This is a genomic window from Bacillus sp. LSHTCR4, from assembly GCF_057197025.1.
In genome coordinates, this window is sequence record NZ_JBXUNO010000003.1 from 368670 (window position 1) to 391296 (window position 22627).

A 22627-nucleotide genomic window follows, 5' to 3' on the forward strand; every position below is an offset into this window, starting at 1 on the left:
CTATTAAATTCAAAATCTATATGAATTTTCCCACAAAAAAATAGAGTAAGGTGTAAACCTTACTCCATTTCTGCAAACACCATACGATCTTTTCCATTAATATCAAAAACAACCTCAACATGAGCATGTGGAAAAGCTTGTTGTAGCAGCCCTTTCACGTCCTCACCTTGCCCTACTCCAATTTCAAAGGCCACAATCGCTTTCTTCTGCAATACATTCGGCAACTCGTCCATAAAGCGGCGATAAAAATCTAATCCGTCTTCACCACCAACCAACGCTCTCTTTGGCTCATGCTCTTTCACCACAGGAGAAAGCCCACGCCAATCTTCTTCCGGTATATATGGAGGATTTGAAACAACAACATCTAACTTTTGACCCGTTTCATAAAATGGTGATAATAAATCACCGTGATAGAACGTTACTTCTGCGCCCAAAGTTTTCGCATTTTCTTTTGCGACTTCAATTGACTCCTGTGCAATATCTACCGTATACACATGAAGATTTTTATTTTCTAAAGCAAGCGTAATCGAAATCGCTCCGCTACCTGTACCAATATCTGCTACATGTAGTTTCTCATCATCAAAATGGCGCTCGATTCTTTCTAACACTCCCACTATAAGCTCTTCTGTTTCCGGTCTTGGTATTAACACCTCTTCATTCACAAAGAACGATCTTCCATAAAACATCTCATGACCAATCATATATTGAATAGGAATACCTTCTACATGCTTGTGGATAAACTCTGTAAAACTTGTTTCTTGTTCCGCAGTTATTTCTTCACGCATGTTCATCAATAATCCTGTTCTATTCGTCTTTAATACATGACAAAGGACAATTTCTCCCGCATTTTCATCTCGTCCATTCTCCTGTAAAAAAGAAGAAGCCCATTTCAGGGCTTCATAGACACGCATTACTCAGCTGCCTCCATCCTTTGAGCCTGATCTTCCATCACTAAGGCATTGATGAAATCATCTAACTTACCTTGTAAGATTTGATCTAGCTTTTGAATCGTTAAACCGATTCGATGGTCTGTAACACGGTTTTGCGGGAAGTTATACGTACGAATACGCTCTGAACGATCACCCGTACCAACAGCTTGTTTACGGTTTTGATCATACTCAGCTTGTGCTTCTTGTCTAAACTTATCATAAACACGTGCGCGTAATACTTTCATCGCTTTTTCTTTATTCTTAATTTGTGATTTCTCATCCTGACACGATACAACTACACCAGTCGGTAAATGCGTTAAACGCACCGCTGACATCGTTGTATTAACGCTCTGTCCACCAGGTCCACTAGAAGCGAATGTATCAACACGAACATCTTTCTCATGAATATCAATTTCTACTTCTTCTGCCTCTGGTAATACAGCTACAGTTGCTGTAGATGTATGGATACGTCCACCAGATTCCGTTTCAGGAACACGTTGTACACGGTGAGCGCCATTCTCGAATTTCAGCTTCGCGAAAGCACCTTTACCGTTAATCATAAAGATAATCTCTTTATATCCACCTAACTCTGTATAGCTAGCCTCGATAATCTCCGTTTTCCAACCTTGTACCTCAGCGTAACGGCTATACATACGGTATAAGTCACCAGCAAATAAAGCGGCCTCGTCGCCACCAGCAGCTCCACGAACCTCAACGATAACGTTCTTATCATCGTTAGGATCTTTTGGTACAAGTAAAATTTTCAGACGCTCTGATAATGTTTTTTCTTGTGATTCTAACTCAGAAACCTCTTCTTTTACCATTTCACGCATTTCTGCGTCTAACTTATCTTCTAACATTGCTTTCGCATCTTTTAATTGCTCACGAACATCCTTATACTCACGATACACCTCTACCGTTTCCTGTATATCAGACTGTTCCTTTGAATATTCACGAAGCTTATTTGTATCGCTAATAACCTCTGGGTCACTTAACAATTCATTTAACTTCTCATAACGATTTTCTACAGCTTGCAAACGATCTAACACATCATTCACCTCTACATCCTAGTATCTAATACAAATAGTATATGGTACTTACTCAAAAAAACGCAAATTATATTTGAAAGTGGCGGTGGCTCGTTCAGCTCTGACCAGCTAAGGTTCTTTCGACCTAAAGGTGCTTTTTACCTTTCGGGCGGAAGGTTCTTAGATGCGAAGAGCTAGCCACCGGAACTAGATATTATTTAAAAGCGTAAGCGGCTCACACCACTCACACTCTCTATTCTGAAAAAAACCCGCCTTGCACAGCGAGTTTACTTATCTTTGTTTTGTAGGAACTGCATGACAATGACGACAGCGTGGTTCATACGATTCTGAAGCACCAACTAAAATAATCGGGTCATCAAATGCCGCTGGTTCTCCATCAATTAATCGTTGTGTACGACTTGCCGGAGATCCACATGCAGAACATACTGCTTGTAGTTTTGTTACATGTTCAGCAATCGCCATCAGCTGAGGAACTTGTCCAAATGGTAGACCACGGAAATCTTGGTCTAAACCAGCTACAATGACACGATAGCCACGATTTGCCAATACTTGCACCACTTCCACAATGTCCCCATCAAAGAATTGCACCTCATCGATTGCAATTACATCCATTTCTTCAGTGATATGTTCAAATATATCTTTTGAAGCTGAAACAGGAACTGCTTTTACCTTTAATCCGTTATGTGATACAACGTCTTCTTCACTATAGCGATTATCAATACATGGTTTAAATACAATTGCATGTTGTTTCGCAAATTGCGTACGACGCACACGGCGGATAAGCTCTTCTGATTTACCAGAAAACATACTACCGCAAATCACTTCAATCCAACCGTTCTGATTTATTAAGTACATGAAGCTCTCCTTTCATCTACTTTTTAATTAAAAGTAGGGTAAAGGTATAATATTTTCGCAAAAAAAACAGACAAGCGAATAGATACACTTGCCTGTTTTATGTTTTTATTACTTAAGACCGTATTTCTTATTGAAGCGGTCAACGCGTCCGTCTGCAGTAGCAAACTTCTGACGTCCAGTGTAGAATGGGTGAGAATCAGAACTGATCTCAACTTTTAGTAATGGATAAGTGTTACCATCTTCCCACTCAACAGTTTCGTTAGATCCTCTAGTAGATCCGCTTAAGAATTTGAAGCCTGTGTTTGTGTCCATGAATACAACTTTCTTGTAATCTGGGTGAATTCCTGCTTTCATTCTTTTCATCTCCTTCCGCCCTGAATCATTTTCGAAACAGAGTTTTTCATCTTCAGCTGCATACACAACTATATTGATGAAACACATATGATGAAATTATAACAAGGCTAACTTCATTTTGCAACTACCTGTTTTTGTCTTTTTGATTTTAAAAGCAGAAGCGGCTCGTTCAGAATAGGAGGGGGATGGAGCTTCTGACATAGAGGCGCTTTTTGCCTCGTAGGAAGACGCGAAGCCACCAACCATTCTAGCCGCTGGAGCTGGATATTATCTTAAAAGTGGAGACGGCTCGTTCAGCTCTGACTGGCTAAGGTTCTCTCGCACAAAAGGTGCTTTTTACCTTTCGGGCGGGAGGTTCTTAGATGCGAACGAGAGAGCGGAATGACCGGAAATTCTTCCACGCATCTTTCTTTAATATTACCTAAAAAAACATAAAAAACTCGCTTACCACAAAATAAGCGAGTCCCAATCTTTTCCCTTTACTTAGTTGTTACATATTTTTTCGAATCTGCAACAATGTTTTGTAAAAATTCTTCATTTGTCTTTGTTTGACGAAGTTTACGTAAGAACCCTTCAACAAAGTCTGGTGTATCACGCATTGTTTTACGAATACCCCATAGCTTGTCTAAATGTTCTTTCGGAATTAATAGATCCTCTTTACGTGTACCAGAACGGCGAATATCAATTGCCGGGAAGATACGACGCTCAGCTAATGAACGATCTAAGTGAAGTTCCATATTTCCAGTTCCTTTAAATTCTTCGTAAATTACATCGTCCATACGAGATCCCGTATCAACAAGCGCTGTTGCTAAAATTGTTAAGCTACCGCCTTCTTCGATATTACGTGCAGCTCCAAAGAAACGCTTCGGTCTATGGAAGGCAGCTGGGTCGATACCACCCGATAATGTTCTACCACTTGGCGGAATAACAAGATTGTAAGCTCGCGCTAAACGGGTAATACTATCCATTAAGATGATAACATCTTTTTTGTGCTCTACAAGACGCATTGCACGTTCTAACACAAGTTCCGCTACTTTAATATGATTTTCTGGTACTTCATCAAAAGTAGAGCTTACAACATCTCCTTTAACAGAACGTTCAATGTCTGTTACTTCCTCTGGACGCTCATCAATTAAAAGTACAATTAATTCAGCTTCCGGATGATTTGTTGTAACACTGTGTGCGATTTCTTTTAATAGACTAGTTTTACCAGCCTTTGGAGGCGCGACAATTAAACCACGTTGTCCAAATCCAACTGGTGCAATTAAATCCATGATGCGTGTCGGTAACTTTTTCGGTTCCGTTTCCAATTTCATTTGGCGATCTGGGTATAATGGTGTTAATGCAGGGAAATGCACACGCTCTTTTGCTGACTCTGGATCATCTCCGTTTACAGCTTCCACTTGTAATAATCCAAAGTAGCGTTCATTTTCTTTCGGAGGTCGTACTTTACCAGAAACCTTGTCTCCATTACGTAAATCGAAACGACGAATTTGCGAAGCTGAGATATAAATATCTTCTGAGCTTGGAGAGTAGTTGATAGGACGTAGGAATCCAAATCCTTCTGATTGAATAATTTCTAATACGCCTTCCATGAAGAAGAAACCTTCTTTTTCTGCTCGAGCTTTTAAAATGGCGAAGATTAACTCTTTTTTCGTTAATTTGCTATAATACGAAATCTTAAATTCTTTCGCAAGCTCGTATAACTCTTTTAATTTCATGTTTTCTAATGCTGCAATTGACAAATTCATTCAGACACCACACTTTAACGTTATTCTCTTTTCACATGGGTAAAGGGAAAAAATACGGAAGGCAAATAATTAATAATGAAAGGCAATAAGTTCAAGTAGGGTAATATTCACTATTGTAACCCTTTTATCTAGTTTTAATCAATACGTTGAAACACAAATACAAGAAGCGAAGACAAGAAAATTTGTCTTCGCTTTTTATTTAATCCGGCTCCGATGGCTAGAAGGGTCAGTCATTCCACTCTCTCACTCGAAGCAAAGAGCGCTTCAAGGTCGAGAGCTCCAAATAGCCTGCGATTCTGAACGAGCTGCTTACGCTTTTTATTTAATAACCAAGTTTGGTTTTTTATTCAAGCTATGACGTCCATCCACGAAGCGTACTGTGCCTGATTTTGCACGCATAACAAGAGATTGTGTTGTTCCTACGCTACCTTTAAATTGAACGCCGCGCAATAGTTCTCCGTCTGTTACGCCTGTTGCTGCGAAGATTGCATCGTCACCTTTTACTAAGTCCTCCATGCGAAGGATGCGGTTGATGTCTTCTATGCCCATCTTTTTGCAACGCGCCAATTCAGCTTCGTTTTGTGGTAATAATTTCCCGTGAATCTCGCCACCTAAACATTTTAATGCAACTGCCGCTAATACACCCTCAGGCGCACCACCAGATCCGAATAAAATATCTACACCTGTACGATCAAATGCGGTGTTGATTGCACCAGCTACGTCTCCATCATTAATCAATTTAATGCGAGCACCAGCTTTACGAATTTCTTCAATAATTGCTTGATGACGTGGACGGTTTAAAACTGTCGCTACAACATCTTCAATATCTTTGTTTTTCGCTTTCGCAACTGCACGTAAGTTATCGATAATAGGCGCATCAATATCGACCGCCCCAACCGCTTCTGGGCCAACCGCGATTTTATCCATGTACATGTCAGGAGCATGTAACAAATTACCGTGATCTGCAATTGCAATAACAGCAAGAGCATTCCACCCACCAGCTGCTACAATGTTTGTCCCTTCTAAAGGATCAACTGCAACGTCTACACGTGGACCATATCCTGTACCTAATTTTTCTCCGATATATAGCATTGGTGCTTCATCCATTTCACCTTCACCAATTACAACTGTACCTTTCATCGGAATTGTATCAAATACATCACGCATAGCTGATGTTGCTGCACCGTCTGCCTCATCCTTTTTCCCGCGTCCCATCCAACGCGCTGATGATAAAGCTGCAGCCTCTGTTACACGTACTAACTCCATAGATAAACTTCTTTCCACGATAATCCCTCTCCTTTAAGTCTTTATATTTCTGCCGTATTTTGTGAACCGTGTTTTTTCTATAAAGTGTACTTCCGCAAGTAGTGATACTTCCCCCTTGCGGAAGTATCACTTATGCGTTCTTCATTTCTTCAATTTCTTGATTTGTCATTTGTTCTCGCCAAATGCTTGCACCAAGCCCTTTAAGCTTGTCTACTATATTTTCATAGCCACGATCAATATGCTCAAGTCCGGTTACCTCTGTAATTCCATCCGCCATTAATCCTGCAATAACGAGTGCTGCTCCAGCTCGCAAATCACTCGCTTTCACTTTTGCACCTTGCAATAAAACAGGACCAGTTACGATAGCTGATCGACCTTCTACTTTAATTTGTGCATTCATACGACGTAATTCATCAATATGTTTAAAACGTGCACCATAAATCGTATCCGTTACAACACCCGTTCCATGTGCCTTTGTTAAAAGTGTTGTAAATGGCTGTTGTAAATCTGTTGGGAAACCTGGATATACAAGCGTTTTTATATCAACTACTTTTAATCTTCTATCACCGTTCACTGTAATCTGGTCATCATTCGTTTCAACCTGGACACCAGCTTCTCTTAACTTTGCGGTAACTGACTCTAAATGCTGAGGAATAACATTATCAACTGTTACTTCTCCTCCTGACGCAGCACCTAAAATCATATACGTACCCGCTTCAATACGATCTGGAATGATTGTATGATGACAACCGTGCAGTGAATCCACACCATCAATTCGGATTACATCTGTACCAGCACCTTTAATACGTGCTCCCATGCTAGTTAACAATGTAGCTACATCAATAATCTCTGGTTCTTTTGCTGCGTTTTCAATAACAGTTCTACCTTTCGCTCGTACAGCTGCTAGCATAATATTAATCGTAGCTCCTACACTAACAACATCTAAATAAATACGTGCCCCGCGTAGTTCATCTGCTCTTAAATAGATAGCACCTTGTTCATTCGTAACATGTGCACCTAACGCTTCAAACCCTTTAATATGCTGATCAATCGGCCTCGGTCCTAAGTGACATCCACCTGGAAGCCCAATAACAGCTTTTTTAAAACGGCCAAGCATCGCACCCATTAAATAATAAGACGCACGCAATTTTTTCACTTTTCCATTTGGTAAAGGCATTGCAACCATGTTAGAAGGATCGACTACCATCTCTTCCTCCTGTCCATAAGTTACTCTTCCTCCAATTTCCTCTAGTAAGTCTCCTAACATTTTCACGTCCGAAATATTAGGGACACCACCAATAGTTACTGGAGTATCTGCTAAAATTGTCGCTGGAATTAGTGCAACGGCGCTGTTCTTTGCACCACTCACGCGAATTGTTCCATTTAAAGCTCTTCCGCCTTCAATTAGCAATTTTTCCATATTGAGCTCCCTTCTTGTGAATGTATTTACTTTCTATATTTTTATAGAAAGCTCCCCTTAAGAATCTCAATCACTCTTTCCACCCTAACACTCAATAAATAGGAAACCATCATCTTCATTTCTCCTGTAATACAAAAAGATAAAGATTAACTATTTATCGAATTTACTTTATCAATTTAGATACTTTATCACATTTATTAATAGGACTATGCACATTATTTTCTATTTCAAAAACAAAATGATAAAATCTTTAGACTTGTTCACGCTTTCATTATACAACGAAAGGAAACCGTCTAAAAGAGTAGACGGTTTCCAAAACGGAATTTTATTCTTACGCTTTACCGTTAGAACCGAATTCGCGAATTTTACCAATAACAGTTGCTTTGATAGCGTCGCGGCCAGGTCCGATAAATTTACGAGGATCGTAAACTTCTTGGTCTTTGTTTAATACTTCACGAACAGCTTTTGTAAACTCGATTTGGTTCTCAGTGTTTACGTTGATTTTTGAAGTACCTAAAGAGATAGCTTTTTCGATATCAGCAGTTGGGATACCAGTACCACCGTGTAATACTAAAGGTACGCCAGTGAAGTCACGAACTTGTTCCATTTCAGCGAATCCTAAGTTAGGCTCACCTTTGTAAGGACCGTGTACAGAACCTAAAGCTGGAGCTAGGCAATCGATACCTGTTGCTTCAACAAGGTGCTTACACTCAGCTGGGTCAGCGTAAATTACGCCTTCAGCGATTACGTCGTCTTCTTGTCCGCCAACTGTTCCAAGCTCAGCTTCAACAGATACGTTACGAGCGTGTGCGTATTCTACTACTTTTTTAGTAGTTTCTACGTTTTCTTCGAATGGGTGGTGAGAAGCGTCGATCATTACAGATGTGAAACCTGCATCGATTGCTTCTTTACATTTTTCGAAGCTTGAACCATGGTCAAGGTGAATCGCTACAGGAACAGTGATGTTCATTTCTTCGATTAGAGCTTTAACCATAGCTACAACTGTTTTGAAACCAGTCATATGACGAGCTGCACCCTCAGATACACCTAGGATTACAGGAGATTTTTCTTCTTCCGCAGCAGCTAAGATAGCTTGAGTCCACTCTAAGTTGTTCATGTTGAATTGACCAACTGCGTATTTTCCTTCTAGTGCTTTGTTTAGCATTTCTTTCATAGAAACTAAAGGCATGGTGAATCCTCCTAAAAAACGTTTTTTGTATCCGATAAGTTCTTATCGCTGGTAGTATGACCAGAATAAGGTAAAATATGTATATCTACATACCGGACTTTTTTCTACACTCAATAGGATAACAACTTGTACTCAAAAACTCAACCGTATTCACCTGCACAATAGTCCATGTAAACGCTTTTTTCCATATTTTTTATAAAAAATTCATTTTTAAGCCTCTACAGCGAGCTCATTTCTCACCGCTTGACGAATTTCATCAATATCAAACGGTTTAGCAAAATGCATTAAAGCACCTAAATCTTTTGCTTCTTGGATCATATCAAGCTCTCCATAAGCAGTCATTAAAATCACTTTAATACTCTCATCAATTTCTTTTACATGCTTTAAAATCTCTATACCATCCATACCTGGAATTTTCATATCTAACACAACTAAATCTGGATTATCTTTTTTCACGATATCTAAAGCTTGAAATCCATTCGCTGCTTGGAATGTCTGATAACCTTCTTTTTGGAACACTTCATGTAATAACACACGAATGCCATATTGATCATCAACGATTAAAATTTTCCCTTCCATAACTCCCAACCTTTCTGTGTAAGTACAAGATTTAAAGCTTCTTATATCTTAACGATTAATTTTCGCTATTCTTTGGCAAATTCCTTCCTATTCTTTCTTATTTTACCGTTTCCTATTTTGTTATGCCACCCTTCGATTTCACCTTTCTAAAAAAATAAACTATAATGAAAGCCGGTAAACACGTACGAAGGGAGCAATATTATGTTAAAAATTTTTTCAACTCAATTAAGTGGTTATTTCTCCAGAGTTTCTCAAAAAGAGGAAATGAATATAGAAGATAGCGCCCGTCTACTTGCTCAAGCATTAGTTGGCGAAGGTTTCATTTATTTACATGGTGCAAATGAAATGGAGGGCGTTGTTGCTGAAGCGCTATTCGGTGCTGAACCAATGAAGCAAGCAAAACGATTATTTGAAAATGGTAAAGAAGTAGAAGTAACTTCTGCAGATCGTGTACTTCTTATTAGCCGTTTTTCAACAGATGAAGAAATTGTAGCAATAGCAAAAAAACTTCAAGCAGATGGAAACTCTATTGTCGGCATCTCTGCTATTCAAGAAGGTACTGAATCACTAGAACAATATACAGATGTACATATTGATACAAAGCTGTTAAAAGGTCTTATTCCAGACGATGAAGGTAATCGCTACGGATTCCCAAGCTTAATCATAGCTTTATTTGCATATCACGGTATCAAATTTACAATCGATGAAATGTTAAATGAATATTAAAAAAAGCGCCCTATTTCAGGCGCTTTTTTTATTACTTGCTCTCTTTATTCGTAATAGAAGCTCTTACGAAGTCATGGAACAATGGTTGTGGACGGTTTGGACGAGAAACTAGTTCTGGGTGGAACTGTGCTGCCACGAACCAAGGATGATCTTTTAATTCAATGATTTCAACTAGACGACCGTCTGGGCTTGTACCAGAGAATACAAATCCTGCTTTTTCCATATCCGGACGGAATTGATTGTTGAACTCATAACGATGACGATGACGCTCATATACAACCGGCTCATTGTAAGCATTGTAAGCATTTGTTTCTTCAGAAAGCTTACATGGGTATAGACCAAGACGAAGTGTACCACCTAAGTCTTCTACATCTTTTTGTTCTGGTAATAAGTCAATGATTGCATACGGTGTGTCAGGATTAATTTCAGAAGAGTTAGCTCCTTCTAATCCTAATACGTTACGTGCAAATTCGATTGATGCAAGTTGCATACCTAAGCAAATTCCTAAGAATGGTACTTTGTTTTCACGAGCATATTGAATTGCAACGATTTTACCTTCTACACCACGATCGCCGAAGCCACCTGGTACAAGGATACCGTCTGTGTCACCAACTAATTCTTGTACGTTCTCTGCTGTTACATGCTCAGCGTTTACCCATTTCACTTCTACATCTGTGTCGAAAGAGTAACCTGCATGACGAAGTGCTTCTACAACAGAAATGTATGCATCTTGAAGCTCTACGTATTTACCAACAAGAGCGATTTTTGTTTTCTTAGAAAGGTTACGCACTTTTTCAACTAGCGCAGTCCACTCTGTCATATCTGCAGCTGGATTGTCTAATTTTAAGTGATCGCAAACGATTTGGTCCATATTTTGCTCTTGAAGAGATAATGGAACCGCATATAAAGTATCTGCATCGCGTGCTTCAATAACTGCTTTTGTATCAATATCACAGAATAATGCAAGCTTGTCTTTCATATCTTGAGAAACAGGCATTTCTGTACGAACAACGATAATATTTGGTTGAATACCTAAGCTGCGAAGCTCTTTAACGCTATGTTGCGTTGGTTTTGTTTTCATTTCACCCGCTGCTTTTAAGTACGGGATTAACGTACAGTGAATGTACATTACATTGTCACGACCGATGTCGCTCTTAATTTGACGGATTGCTTCTAAGAATGGTAGAGACTCAATGTCACCAACAGTTCCACCAATTTCCGTAATAACAACATCCGCGTTTGTTTCGCGACCAGAACGGTATACGCGCTCTTTAATTTCGTTAGTAATGTGAGGAATAACTTGAACTGTTCCTCCTAGGTATTCACCACGACGCTCTTTTTGAAGAACTGAAGAGTAAATTTTACCTGTTGTTACGTTGCTGTATTTGTTTAAGTTGATGTCGATGAAACGCTCATAGTGACCAAGGTCTAAGTCAGTTTCTGCACCATCATCTGTTACGAATACCTCACCGTGTTGGTATGGGCTCATAGTCCCTGGGTCTACGTTAATGTATGGATCAAACTTTTGAATCGTTACGTTTAAACCACGATTTTTTAAAAGTCTTCCAAGAGATGCTGCTGTAATACCTTTTCCTAAAGACGATACTACACCGCCTGTTACAAAAATATACTTAGTCATGAAAAAGCTCCCTTCTATTTTGCTGTTATATAATCACCGTTGCAAAGCGCAACGTATGTAGATAACACTGTATCCATCTTATTGTTAGACTCTTTTTATTTTCTAAACAAAAAACAAAAAAGAAAATTGCTCCCCTCATCACATAAAGTAATAAGTAGGGAGCAATTTTCTTTTATATTTACACTTTAAAAGTATTATCGTCCTTTTTTAAAGAGCCCAAAAATGATTCTACATGGACGATAATGAAAAGTCAAGAACTACAGTTCTTCCTCTTCTTCTTCTTCAGTTTCATCATACTCAAGTTCCTCTTCAGCGAAGTCATCTTCTTCGTCTTCATCTAAATCATCAAGATCATCGTCGTCTCCGTCTTCGTCTTCAAGAACCTTGTCCAAATCTTCTACATCATCTTCTTCGTCTTCATTTCCGTCTGCATCGTCGAAGTCATCTTCATCTTCTTCAATGTAGTCGTCAAAACCGTCGTCTTCAACTTTACGTTTCTTCTTCGGTTTTGGTTGAGGCAAGATTTCTTCATCAATTTGCTCGTATGGGTACCAGCTGCGTAGCCCCCAACGATTTTCTCCTAAATTAATGAAACGTCCATCAATGTTTAAGTCTGTATAAAATTGTGCGAGTTTCGCATTAACTTGCTCTTGAGATAGTCCCAGCACTTGAGCGATTTCTTGAACCAACTCATTGAATGTCGTTGCTTGTCTTTTATCCCCTAAAACGCTATGTACAACTTCAATCATTGAACATTCTTTTAGCTCTTCTGGTGAATATTGCTTAAAATCCACTTATGCGGCACTTCCTTTCATCAAATATAACCTTATATATAACGGCCTGCTTAAAAAAATCCATACTATTCATTATAAACAAAAGTCGCACAAATATGCTACAAAAAAAACGGGAAACTTTTATAGGGTAATAAAATTATGATTTGTCCATTCCTTATTTCGGAAGCATATGGGCCCCTTGCAATACATACCTAATTTGCATTTCTGTATATTCTTCAAGCGTATATAGTTTTTGCAGCGCCCAACGTCTAAATCCCCACATCTGTCCTTGTATAAAAATATTATGCGCAAGAAGCTGTATTTCTTTTTTATTTAATGTAAATGTTCCATTTTCCGTACACTGTTCTAAAATATTCTCAAACATTCCTACCATTTGAAACTCCTTTTCTAATACATACGGGAGTGATTCTTTCGGTAAAAAACGTACCTCTTGATACATTATCAATACTTCTTCCTGCAATTCGTCCATCACTTTAAAGTAATTCGTTATTGCTATTTTTAAACTTTCTATACTCCCTTTTTCTGTACAAACTACTTCCTCTAATCTTTCTTTTACATGTTCATAAATACTATCACAAACTAAATACAAAACATCATCTTTTGTACGGATGTATTCATAAAGCGTACCTATACTAAATCCGGCCGCCTTTGCAATTTCTCTCGTTGTCGTACGCGGAAATCCTTTTTGCTTAAACAATTGCACTGCACCTTTAATCATTTGTTCACGCCTTAACGCGACTAATTTTTCATCCTTCACTGATGCGTGCACATTATGTTTAACCATCTCCTTCACCTCTCTCGATTATTTTTTGGAAGGAAAAAGCGTAGGAAAATACCTACGCCTTTGATCCTATTTCGTTAACATACGAGAAATTACGAGTCTTTGAATCTCTTGTGTTCCTTCATATATCTGTGTAATCTTTGCATCTCGCATATAACGCTCTACTGGATAATCTTTCGTATAACCGTAACCACCAAATACTTGTACCGCTTCCGTCGTCACCTTCATCGCTGCATCGCCTGCAAATACTTTTGACATCGCTGACTCTTTCCCATAAGGAAGCCCTTCCGATTCAAGCCAAGCTGCTTGGTATGTTAGAAGGCGCGCTGCCTCTACATCCGTTGCCATATCTGCTAGTTTAAAACCAATCCCTTGCTGCGCCGCAATTGGCTTCCCAAACTGATGACGCTCTCTTGCATATTCTACGGAAGCATCTAAAGCCCCTTGTGCAATACCAACCGCTTGCGCCGCAATACCGTTACGGCCGCCATCTAATGTTTGCATCGCTATCTTAAACCCTTGCCCTTCTTCCCCCAGTAAATTTTCTACAGGAATGCGGCAATCTTCGAACATAATTTCAGTTGTTGGTGAAGAGCGAATCCCTAACTTACTTTCCTTCTTCCCAACTGAAAATCCTGGTGTATCACTTTCCACAATAAACGCGCTCGTGCCACGCTGCTTCGATTCAGGATCAGTTAAAGCAAAAACAACATAAATATCAGCAATACCGCCATTTGTAATAAATATTTTCGATCCATTTAAAACGTAATGGTCTCCATCTCTTTTTGCGATCGTCTTCATTCCACCAGCATCCGATCCAGATCCTGGCTCCGTTAAGCCGTATGCACCAATTTTCTTTCCTTCAGCCATCGGTCGTAAGAACGTTTGCTTTTGCTCCTCTGTTCCAAATTTAAAAATTGGCCAACCAGCAAGTGAAGTATGTGCAGACAATGTTACACCTGTAGAAGCACATACGCGTGATAATTCTTCAATTGCAATTACATATGCTAAGTAATCGCTTCCAATTCCGCCGTATTCTTCAGGCCACGGAATTCCGGTTAAACCAAGCTCTGCCATTTGATCAAATAGTGCACGATCAAATCTCTCTTCTTCATCACGCTCAGCTGCTGTCGGTGCTACTTCGTTCTTAGCAAAATCCCGAACCATTTTTCTTATCATTTCATGTTCTTCTGATAGTTTAAAATGCATGTCCGTCTCCCCCTTATGCTTTTATAAAGCTCGGCTAATAACAAGTTTCTGTATTTCACTCGTTCCTTCATATATTTGCGTGATTTTCGCATCACGGAAAAATCTTTCTACTGGATAGTCTTTCGTATAACCGTAACCACCAAATACTTGCACGGCTTCAATCGCAACTTCAACAGCTGTTTTAGAAGCGAATAGTTTCGCAATAGATGCTTCTTTACCACATGGTAATCCTTGTGCTCTTAGCGATGCCGCCCTATATACAAGTAATCGTGCCGCTTCTACGCTAGTTGCCATATCTGCAAGTTTGAAGCCAATCCCTTGTTGCGCCGCAATTGGCTTTCCGAATTGCTCACGTTCTTTCGCATAATCAATCGCACATGCAAGCGCGGCTTCAGCGATTCCTAAAGCCTGTGCACCAATTCCAATTCGTCCAACATCTAAATTCGCCATCGCTACCTTAAATCCTTGTCCTTCTTCACCAAGTAAATTCTCGGCCGGCACTTTCATATCCTCGAACGTAAGTTGTACTGTGCGAGAACCGAGAAGCCCCATTTTATGCTCATCTTTACCGATAATTAAGCCCGGTGTATCTTTCTCTACTATGAATGCAGAAATCCCACTCTTTCCTGCATCTGGATTTGTAGAAGCGAATACAATGTATGTACTTGCTTCACCGCCATTTGTAATAAATACTTTCGATCCATTAATAATGTAATGATCGCCTTTCTTTACAGCTCTTGATTTCAAACTTCCTGCATCTGACCCTGCATTAGGTTCTGTTAATGCAAATGCACCTAAATATTCACCAGTCGCAAGTTTAGAAACATATTTCTCTTTCTGTTCTTCTGTTCCGAAATATAAAATCGGGTTCATTCCAACTGACGTATGTACAGCTAAAATTACACCAACCGTTGCACTTACCTTTGAAATTTCTTCAATTGCTAAAATATAAGAAATAAAATCCATTTCTGCACCGCCGTATTTTGCAGGCGCTGGAATTCCCATTAATCCAAGCTCACCCATCTTCTGTAAAATCTCTTTTGGGAACACCCCTTGTTCCATACTAGGAACAAAGGGAGCAATTTCCTTCTGTGCAAAATCTCGAACCATTTTTCTCATCATTTGCTGCTCTTCATTAAAACGAAAGTTCATATACTCCGCCTCCATTTGCTATAAATCCTTTTAATAATTTGGTAAGACCACTATTTTGTAACAAAGGGGGATTTATTCGTAAACGTAGAAACCACGACCTGTTTTACGTCCTAACCATCCTGCATTTACGTACTTACGTAGTAATGGACATGGGCGGTATTTACTATCACCTAAACCTTCATGCAACACTTCCATAATATATAAACACGTGTCTAAACCAATAAAATCAGCGAGCGTTAAAGGACCCATCGGGTGATTCATACCAAGTTTCATTACTTCATCAATCGCTTCTTTCGTCGCTACACCTTCATATAACGTATAGATTGCTTCGTTAATCATCGGTAATAAAATACGGTTCGATACAAATCCTGGGAAATCATTTACTTCAACTGGTACTTTGCCAATTTTCTTCGTAATATCTTCAATTGTTTCGTATACCGCATCATCTGTAGCCAAACCACGAATAATTTCAACAAGTTTCATAACTGGAACCGGATTCATAAAGTGCATACCGATTACTTTTTCCGGACGTTTCGTTACCGCGGCAATTTCTGTAATTGGCAAAGATGACGTATTCGTCGCTAAAATTGCGTGTTCTGGGGCAATTTCATCTAGATTTGCAAAGATTTTCTTTTTAATATCCATTTTCTCAACAGCTGCTTCAATAATAAGATCCGCTTCCTTCACACAATCTAAATCAAGCGTTACTGCCAGACGGTTTAATGTCGCTTCCTTCTCTTCTTCCTTCATGCGTCCTTTTTCTACTTGGCGCACTAAGTTTTTCGTAATGATCGCCAATCCTCTATCTAATTGCTCTTGTTTTAAATCTTGTACCTTCACGTCGTATCCTGCCATTGCACATACTTGCGCGATCCCTGATCCCATTTGCCCTGCACCAATTACAACAATTTTTTGTACACTCATTTCTTCTTCCCCCTTAATATAAGTTTGTAATAAATGAATTGTTTTCTCGCCGTAAATTAATGAACCTCAATCATCACTGCATCACCTTGGCCGCCACCGCTACAAATCGAAGCAATTCCAATTCCGCCGCCGCGTTGCTTAAGTGCATGGATTAGTGTAACGATAATGCGTGCTCCGCTTGCTCCAATCGGATGCCCCATCGCCACTGCGCCGCCATTTACATTCAATTTTTCTGGGTCAATTCCCGCAATCTCCGTACTTGCAATTGCTACCGCTGCAAATGCTTCATTAATCTCGAATAAATCGATGTCTTCAATTGTCTTACCTGTTTTTTCAAGCAATGCGTTAATTGCATAACCTGGCGTTCTTGGGAAATCTTTAGATTCCACCGCAATTGCTGTATGTGCCAAAATTGTCGCTAATGGCTTTCTTCCTTCTTGCTTCGCTCTCTCTTCGCTCATTAATACAAGTGCAGCACCACCATCGTTTAGTCCTGGCGCATTACCAGCTGTCACCGTTGCTGTCTTATCAAATACAGGTTTTAATTTTGCTAACTTTTCGACCGTTGTATCCGCGCGTGGTGCCTCATCCTTCGCAACGACAATAGGATCGCCTTTTCTTTGTGGAATCGTTACTGGCACGATTTCCTCTTCAAAACGTCCTTCTTTATGTGCTGAAACCGCACGCTGATGGCTACGATATGCCCACTCATCTTGCGCTTCGCGAGAGATTCCATCTTCCTTCGCAACTTCTCCGCCATATACACCCATGTGTGTACCTGAAAATGCGCATGTTAAACCGTCAGCAACGTTTAAATCAATGACTTCGTTATTGCCCATTCTGTATCCCCATCTTGCTCCGCGTAAAATGTAAGGACTGTTACTCATCGACTCCATACCGCCAGCTACAATCAATGATTGATCGCCAGTACGAATAATTTGATCCGCTAACGTAACCGCACGAAGTCCTGATGCACAAACTTTATTCACTGTTTCCGTCTGCACTTCCCAAGGGATTCCAGCCGCCCTCGCCGCTTGGCGCGATGGAATTTGTCCCTGACCACCTTGAATAACCGTTCCGAATATAACTTCCTCAACATCACTAGCGGAAACATTTGCTCTTTCAAGCGCCGCTTTAATTGCAATCCCTCCAAGTTCTGTTGCTTTTACATCTTTTAAAGATCCTCCAAATTTCCCAACCGGTGTTCTTGCAGCACTTAAAATAACTGTTTTACTCATGTTTCTTTCCCCCATTTCTTTTTTTAGCACCGAGCGCTCGCTCGGCATTCTTACGTTGAGAAGAGGTGCAATGATTGCACCTCTCTCTAAAGTTGTATTCATGCTTGCAAATTACATCGCTTCTTTCTTCTGTCCAATAACAGAGCGTTCTAAAATCTCTGTTACATCAAGTGTTTGAACATTCTCTTCTACTTCTTTCGCTTTCGTCCCATCACTAATCATCGTTAAGCAATATGGACAACCTGTACCGATAATCGATGGTTGCACAGCTAGCGCTTGTTCTGTACGAGCAACGTTAATACGAGAACCTGTTGTTTCCTCCATCCACATTAAGCCGCCACCTGCTCCACAGCACATTCCCGTTTCACGGTTACGTGTCATTTCTACAAGATTCACGCCAGGAATCGCTTTCAAAATGTCTCGTGGCGCTTCGTATACTTCGTTGTATCTTCCTAAGTAACAGGAATCATGGTACGTAACTGTTTCCTCAATAGCGTGAACAGGTTTTAAGCGTCCTTCTTTCACCCACTGAGCTAACAGTTCTGTATGATGATAGACTTCTGCTTGCAAGCCAAAGTCTGGATACTCATTTTTAAATGTGTTATAAGCATGAGGGTCAATCGTAACGATTTTCTTCACTCCTGCTTTTTCAAATTCCTCGATATTTTTTGTCGCCATCTCTTGGAAGACAAATTCATTTCCAAGGCGGCGCGGTGTATCTCCAGAGTTCTTCTCCTTATTACCGAGTATCGCAAATGAAATACCTGCTTCATTCATCAACTTCGCAAATGATATCGCAATCTTCTGACTGCGATTATCATATGATCCCATTGAACCAACCCAGAATAAATATTCGAACTCCTCGCCAGCTTTCGATTTTTCTTTTACAGTTGGAACCGTTACTTCATCATCACCTTGGCGCCAAGTTTCACGCTCTTTACGGTTTAGACCCCACGGATTCCCTTGACGCTCGATGTTTGTCATCGCACGTTGCGCTTCCGCATCCATCTTTCCTTCTGTTAAAACGAGATAGCGGCGTAAATCAATAATTTTATCAACATGCTCATTCATAACCGGACACTGGTCCTCGCAGTTACGGCACGTTGTACAAGCCCAAATCTCTTCTTCTGTAATAACATCTCCAATTAAACTTGGATCGTAAGCGAGTGTTGTAGCCGCTGATTCTTGTTGCCCTTTCCCAGCTGCCATCATCGCTAACTGATTTCCTTGTGTATTATTAAAAGCAACTACTGGAACCCAAGGCGCTTTTGATGTTACTGCCGCTCCTTTATCAGTTAAATGATCGCGAAGTTTTAAAATTAAATCCATCGGCGATAACATTTTCCCTGTTCCCGTTGCCGGACACATATTTGTACAACGACCACACTCTACGCAAGCATATAAGTCAATAAGCTGGTTTTGTCTAAAGTCTTCAATTTTACCAACACCAAATGTTTCTTGTGTTTCATCTTCAAAGTCAATCTTTTCAAGTTTCCCTGGATTTGAAAGACGACCGAAGAAAACGTTAGCTGGTCCCGCAATTAAATGCGCGTGTTTCGATTGTGGAACATAAACTAAAAACGTTAACAAAATTAGTAAATGCACCCACCAAGAGAAATAGAACACAGAAATGGCTGCGGTTTCATTTATCCCTGAGAAAACGTAAGCGATTGCAGAAGCGATTGGCTCACTCCATGAAAGCTCCTCGCCATGCCATATAATTCCCATTCCATTACCGAGTAGCACAGAAATCATTAAGCCACCGATAAAGATAAGAACAAGACCTGATTTGAAATTACGTTTTAAACGAACTAGCTTCTCAACATAGCGTCTATGAAAAGCCCAAAAGACTGCAATTAAAATAACAAGTGTGACAATTTCCTGGAAGAATGTAAATGCAGGGTATAGTGGTCCAAGTGGAAGATGTGATCCTGGTGCGAGTCCTTTCCAAACGAAGTCAATTGCTCCAAATTGGACAAGAATAAATCCATAAAAGAACATAACGTGAATAATGCCGCTCTTTTTATCTTTCAGCAGCTTTTTCTGACCGAAAACATTGACCTTAAGGAGATCCCAACGCTCTTTAAAACGACGGTCAAATTCAATCTTTTTTCCTAACTGTATGTAGGCCATCCTCGTTCGTATAAGATACACAAACAAATATCCCGCATAAGCAATAACAGCAATAGCAGCCAGCCAATTAATGATCAGTAAGCTATTCATTTTTATGCTACCCCTCTCTTTGTAAGCCCTCTTTCTTTTTTAGAATCTTCAAAAACATATAATTTTCTGAATTTTATCCCCTACCTTCATTATATAATGAGTGAGCATTCAGTCAACAGTTTTTTGTTATACAACAACATATTTTTTCATAAAGCTGTTTATTTCGGTGAAACTATAAAGTGAAACTTTAATCAGTAGAAGTTATTTACTCCCTACTAATTATTAGCCCACAAATAACAGGATAAAATGAATGTTTGATTTATAAAAAACGAATGGTGAAAAGACCGTGAAGGAGGGAATTTACTCATGTTCTTCTTATCTCTCTTATTGCTAGGCAGCACTCTCTGGGTTGTAATTGATCTTTCTTATGGGAGAATTGTTCATTTAAAGCGTGTACGTTCTCGTTCTTTCCCTTTACGTCAAAGTGATTTTCACCTTTATACATATGGAAAAGATTTGTATGACGCTCTATTTACTGATATAAAACAGGCGAAACACCATGTGCACGTTTTGTTCTTCATTGTAAAAAACGATAAAATCAGCCGGGAATTTTTAAAGTTACTTATTGATAAGGCAAAGGAAGGAATTGAAGTAAGACTTCTACTCGATCGATTGGGAGGCCATCATTTATCAAACGAGGCCATTCGCTCCCTACAAAAACATGGTGTCTCTTTTTCATTTTGTCACAAAGTAAAGTTTCCTTTTCCTTTCTTTTCTGCAAATCAAAGAAACCATAGAAAAATTACAGTTATCGACGGGAAAATTGGTTATATTGGTGGATTTAATATTGGAGAAGAATATTTAGGGCATAATCAAAAATTAGGATTATGGCGCGATTATCATTTACGTCTTACAGGGGAAGGAATACAAGATTTACAAAAGCAATTTTTACATGATTGGCTCGACGATACGGACCAAAATTTATTAGATGCATCTCTTTATTTCCCTAAGCAACAACCAGGAAGCATTATTCATCGTTTTATCCCTACTGATGGTGCTTATTTGCAAAATACATTTTTATATTTAATCGAAAGCGCGGAAAAAGAACTCTTTATCGGTACACCATATTTCATTCCTGGGAAAAAAATTATGAATGCATTATTAGAAGCACGAAAACGCGGCGTTCAAATCACGATTCTCGTTCCAGAAAAAGCGGATCACGCCCTTGTTCGAGAAGCAAAATTCCCGTATTGCCGAAAGTTAATACAAGCTGGATGTAATATTTACGCATTTCAACAAGGCTTTTTTCACGCTAAAGTTATTATAGTTGATGACTACATTTGTGATATCGGAACTGCAAACTTTGATATGAGAAGTTTATATATTAACCATGAAATCAACTGCCTTTTATATGATAAACATTTTATACAAACCGTAAAAAACAAATTCCATGAAGATCTAGGAAACGCGTCATTACTTTCCTTGAAAGATGTTAGCCCGACTTCTCTTATTGATAGAGGAAAAGAATGGATAGGAACAATACTTGCTTTCTTCCTATAGAAAAGATAATGCATAAAGGAGATGTATTCATTATGATTATGCGGTTCGGATATGTCTCACATGCAATGGCACTCTGGGACTGCTCTCCGGCTAAAACGATCACATTTACAAGCTTTCAAAAGCTCAGTAAACAAGAGCGAGAAGATAAATTATACGATGTTACAAGGCAAAATCTTGAGCATACAATACGTATTCTTCATTACAATATAGCTCATGAAATCCCGTTATATCGCTTGTCTTCTTCCATTGTTCCACTTGCAACACATCCCGAAGTCGAGTTTGATTATATCGGGGCATTTACACCGCTTTGGCGTAAAATTGGGGCATTAATTAAAGAACATAATTTACGAGTAAGTTTTCATCCAAATCAATTTACGCTATTTACAAGCGACAAACCACATATTACAACTAACGCTATTACAGATATGACCTATCATTACAAAATATTAGATGCAATAGGAATTGCAGATTCTTCTTATATTAATATCCATGTAGGTGGTGCCTATGGAAATAAAGAAAAAGCGGTTGAACGTTTCCATGAAAACATAAAAAAACTTCCTGCACATATAAAAAAGCAAATGACACTTGAAAATGATGATAAAACATATACAACTGCCGAAACTTTATCTATTTGCCAAAAGGAAAAGATTCCATTTGTATTTGATTATCATCATCATACGGCAAATCTTTGCGAGGAACCGTTAGAAGAGTTACTTCCTGCAATTTTTGAAACTTGGTCACATACAAATATCCTTCCTAAAGTTCATATTTCCTCCCCTAAATCAAAAAAGGAATTTAGGGCTCACGCGGAATATATTGATTTAGAGTTTATTAAACCTTTCTTACACGTTGCAAAAAAAATCAATCATAATTTCGATATTATGATTGAAAGTAAACAGAAAGATTTAGCAATGCTGCAATTCATACATGAATTATCCTCTATAAGAGGGATAAAAAGAATGAATAGCTCAACATTACAATGGTAAATTGTAATGTTGAGCTATTTTTTTCAAGAAAAGTAATTTTTTTAATAAAAAACACCCTATTTT

At 39.1% G+C, this 22627-nt stretch carries 20 protein-coding genes; 3 read left to right on the forward strand and 17 right to left on the reverse strand.

What is annotated here, in order from left to right; translation table 11 throughout:
* Positions 1 to 59: 59 nt before the first annotated feature.
* From prmC to spo0F, 9 genes are all read right to left on the reverse strand, one after another.
* Positions 60 to 911 (reverse strand): peptide chain release factor N(5)-glutamine methyltransferase, encoded by an 852-nt coding sequence (prmC, locus tag AC2CGR_RS21450; protein ID WP_087968258.1) that lies wholly within the window; start codon positions 909 to 911, stop codon positions 60 to 62.
* Entirely contained in the window at positions 911 to 1978 is a 1068-nt protein-coding gene (gene prfA / locus AC2CGR_RS21455) for a peptide chain release factor 1 (RefSeq protein WP_029441082.1), read from the reverse strand. The genes prmC and prfA overlap by 1 nt, the downstream gene beginning before the upstream one ends.
* A gap of 270 nt (positions 1979 to 2248) precedes the next feature.
* Entirely contained in the window at positions 2249 to 2833 is a 585-nt protein-coding gene (locus AC2CGR_RS21460; protein ID WP_000280861.1) for a thymidine kinase, read from the reverse strand.
* A gap of 108 nt (positions 2834 to 2941) precedes the next feature.
* Positions 2942 to 3187, reverse strand: a complete 246-nt coding sequence (locus AC2CGR_RS21465; RefSeq protein WP_000643437.1) for a type B 50S ribosomal protein L31 — start codon at positions 3185 to 3187, stop codon at positions 2942 to 2944.
* 479 nt (positions 3188 to 3666) lie between these two features.
* Positions 3667 to 4938: a transcription termination factor Rho gene (gene rho / locus AC2CGR_RS21470; protein WP_001053897.1), complete on the reverse strand. Its 1272-nt coding sequence runs from the start codon at positions 4936 to 4938 to the stop codon at positions 3667 to 3669.
* A 318-nt stretch (positions 4939 to 5256) separates the two neighbouring features.
* Complete coding sequence (gene glpX, locus AC2CGR_RS21475; protein WP_000442336.1) at positions 5257 to 6222, reverse strand: class II fructose-bisphosphatase; 966 nt, start codon at positions 6220 to 6222, stop codon at positions 5257 to 5259.
* 112 nt (positions 6223 to 6334) lie between these two features.
* Positions 6335 to 7624, reverse strand: a complete 1290-nt coding sequence (murA, locus tag AC2CGR_RS21480; protein WP_484481132.1) for a UDP-N-acetylglucosamine 1-carboxyvinyltransferase — start codon at positions 7622 to 7624, stop codon at positions 6335 to 6337.
* 331 nt (positions 7625 to 7955) lie between these two features.
* Positions 7956 to 8813, reverse strand: a complete 858-nt coding sequence (locus AC2CGR_RS21485; protein WP_001131850.1) for a class II fructose-bisphosphate aldolase — start codon at positions 8811 to 8813, stop codon at positions 7956 to 7958.
* A gap of 210 nt (positions 8814 to 9023) precedes the next feature.
* On the reverse strand, positions 9024 to 9392 hold the full coding sequence (gene spo0F, locus AC2CGR_RS21490; RefSeq protein WP_000398594.1) for a sporulation initiation phosphotransferase Spo0F: 369 nt from the start codon (positions 9390 to 9392) through the stop codon (positions 9024 to 9026).
* Positions 9393 to 9593: 201 nt separating this feature from the next.
* On the opposite strand from spo0F, the gene AC2CGR_RS21495 reads away from it, so the two are divergent.
* On the forward strand, positions 9594 to 10118 hold the full coding sequence (locus AC2CGR_RS21495; protein WP_088297785.1) for a DUF2529 domain-containing protein: 525 nt from the start codon (positions 9594 to 9596) through the stop codon (positions 10116 to 10118).
* Between the two features lie 31 nt (positions 10119 to 10149).
* On the opposite strand, the gene pyrG is transcribed toward AC2CGR_RS21495, so the two are convergent.
* From pyrG to AC2CGR_RS21535, 8 genes are all read right to left on the reverse strand, one after another.
* The gene (gene pyrG, locus AC2CGR_RS21500; protein ID WP_000170457.1) at positions 10150 to 11757 is read right to left on the reverse strand and encodes a CTP synthase; all 1608 of its coding nucleotides are present in this window, start codon (positions 11755 to 11757) and stop codon (positions 10150 to 10152) included.
* 257 nt (positions 11758 to 12014) lie between these two features.
* The gene (gene rpoE / locus AC2CGR_RS21505) at positions 12015 to 12551 is read right to left on the reverse strand and encodes a DNA-directed RNA polymerase subunit delta (protein WP_087968260.1); all 537 of its coding nucleotides are present in this window, start codon (positions 12549 to 12551) and stop codon (positions 12015 to 12017) included.
* A gap of 154 nt (positions 12552 to 12705) precedes the next feature.
* A complete protein-coding gene (locus tag AC2CGR_RS21510) occupies positions 12706 to 13335 on the reverse strand; it encodes a TetR/AcrR family transcriptional regulator (RefSeq protein WP_000238599.1) in 630 nt (209 codons plus the stop codon).
* Between the two features lie 66 nt (positions 13336 to 13401).
* Positions 13402 to 14541, reverse strand: a complete 1140-nt coding sequence (acdA, locus tag AC2CGR_RS21515; RefSeq protein WP_000545533.1) for an acyl-CoA dehydrogenase AcdA — start codon at positions 14539 to 14541, stop codon at positions 13402 to 13404.
* A gap of 21 nt (positions 14542 to 14562) precedes the next feature.
* Positions 14563 to 15693 (reverse strand): acyl-CoA dehydrogenase, encoded by a 1131-nt coding sequence (locus tag AC2CGR_RS21520; RefSeq protein ID WP_087968261.1) that lies wholly within the window; start codon positions 15691 to 15693, stop codon positions 14563 to 14565.
* Positions 15694 to 15765: 72 nt separating this feature from the next.
* The gene (locus AC2CGR_RS21525) at positions 15766 to 16617 is read right to left on the reverse strand and encodes a 3-hydroxybutyryl-CoA dehydrogenase (RefSeq protein ID WP_000116035.1); all 852 of its coding nucleotides are present in this window, start codon (positions 16615 to 16617) and stop codon (positions 15766 to 15768) included.
* A 56-nt stretch (positions 16618 to 16673) separates the two neighbouring features.
* Complete coding sequence (locus AC2CGR_RS21530; RefSeq protein WP_131101191.1) at positions 16674 to 17957, reverse strand: acetyl-CoA C-acetyltransferase; 1284 nt, start codon at positions 17955 to 17957, stop codon at positions 16674 to 16676.
* A 9-nt stretch (positions 17958 to 17966) separates the two neighbouring features.
* Positions 17967 to 20078: a (Fe-S)-binding protein gene (locus AC2CGR_RS21535; RefSeq protein WP_087968263.1), complete on the reverse strand. Its 2112-nt coding sequence runs from the start codon at positions 20076 to 20078 to the stop codon at positions 17967 to 17969.
* Positions 20079 to 20384: 306 nt separating this feature from the next.
* Between AC2CGR_RS21535 and cls the strand changes: the two genes are divergently transcribed.
* Together cls and uvsE are read left to right on the forward strand one after the other, a co-directional pair.
* Positions 20385 to 21578, forward strand: coding sequence for a cardiolipin synthase (gene cls, locus AC2CGR_RS21540; RefSeq protein WP_087968264.1), 1194 nt, complete (start codon positions 20385 to 20387; stop codon positions 21576 to 21578).
* Between the two features lie 32 nt (positions 21579 to 21610).
* A complete protein-coding gene (uvsE, locus tag AC2CGR_RS21545; protein WP_131101193.1) occupies positions 21611 to 22564 on the forward strand; it encodes a UV DNA damage repair endonuclease UvsE in 954 nt (317 codons plus the stop codon).
* Positions 22565 to 22627: the final 63 nt, after the last annotated feature.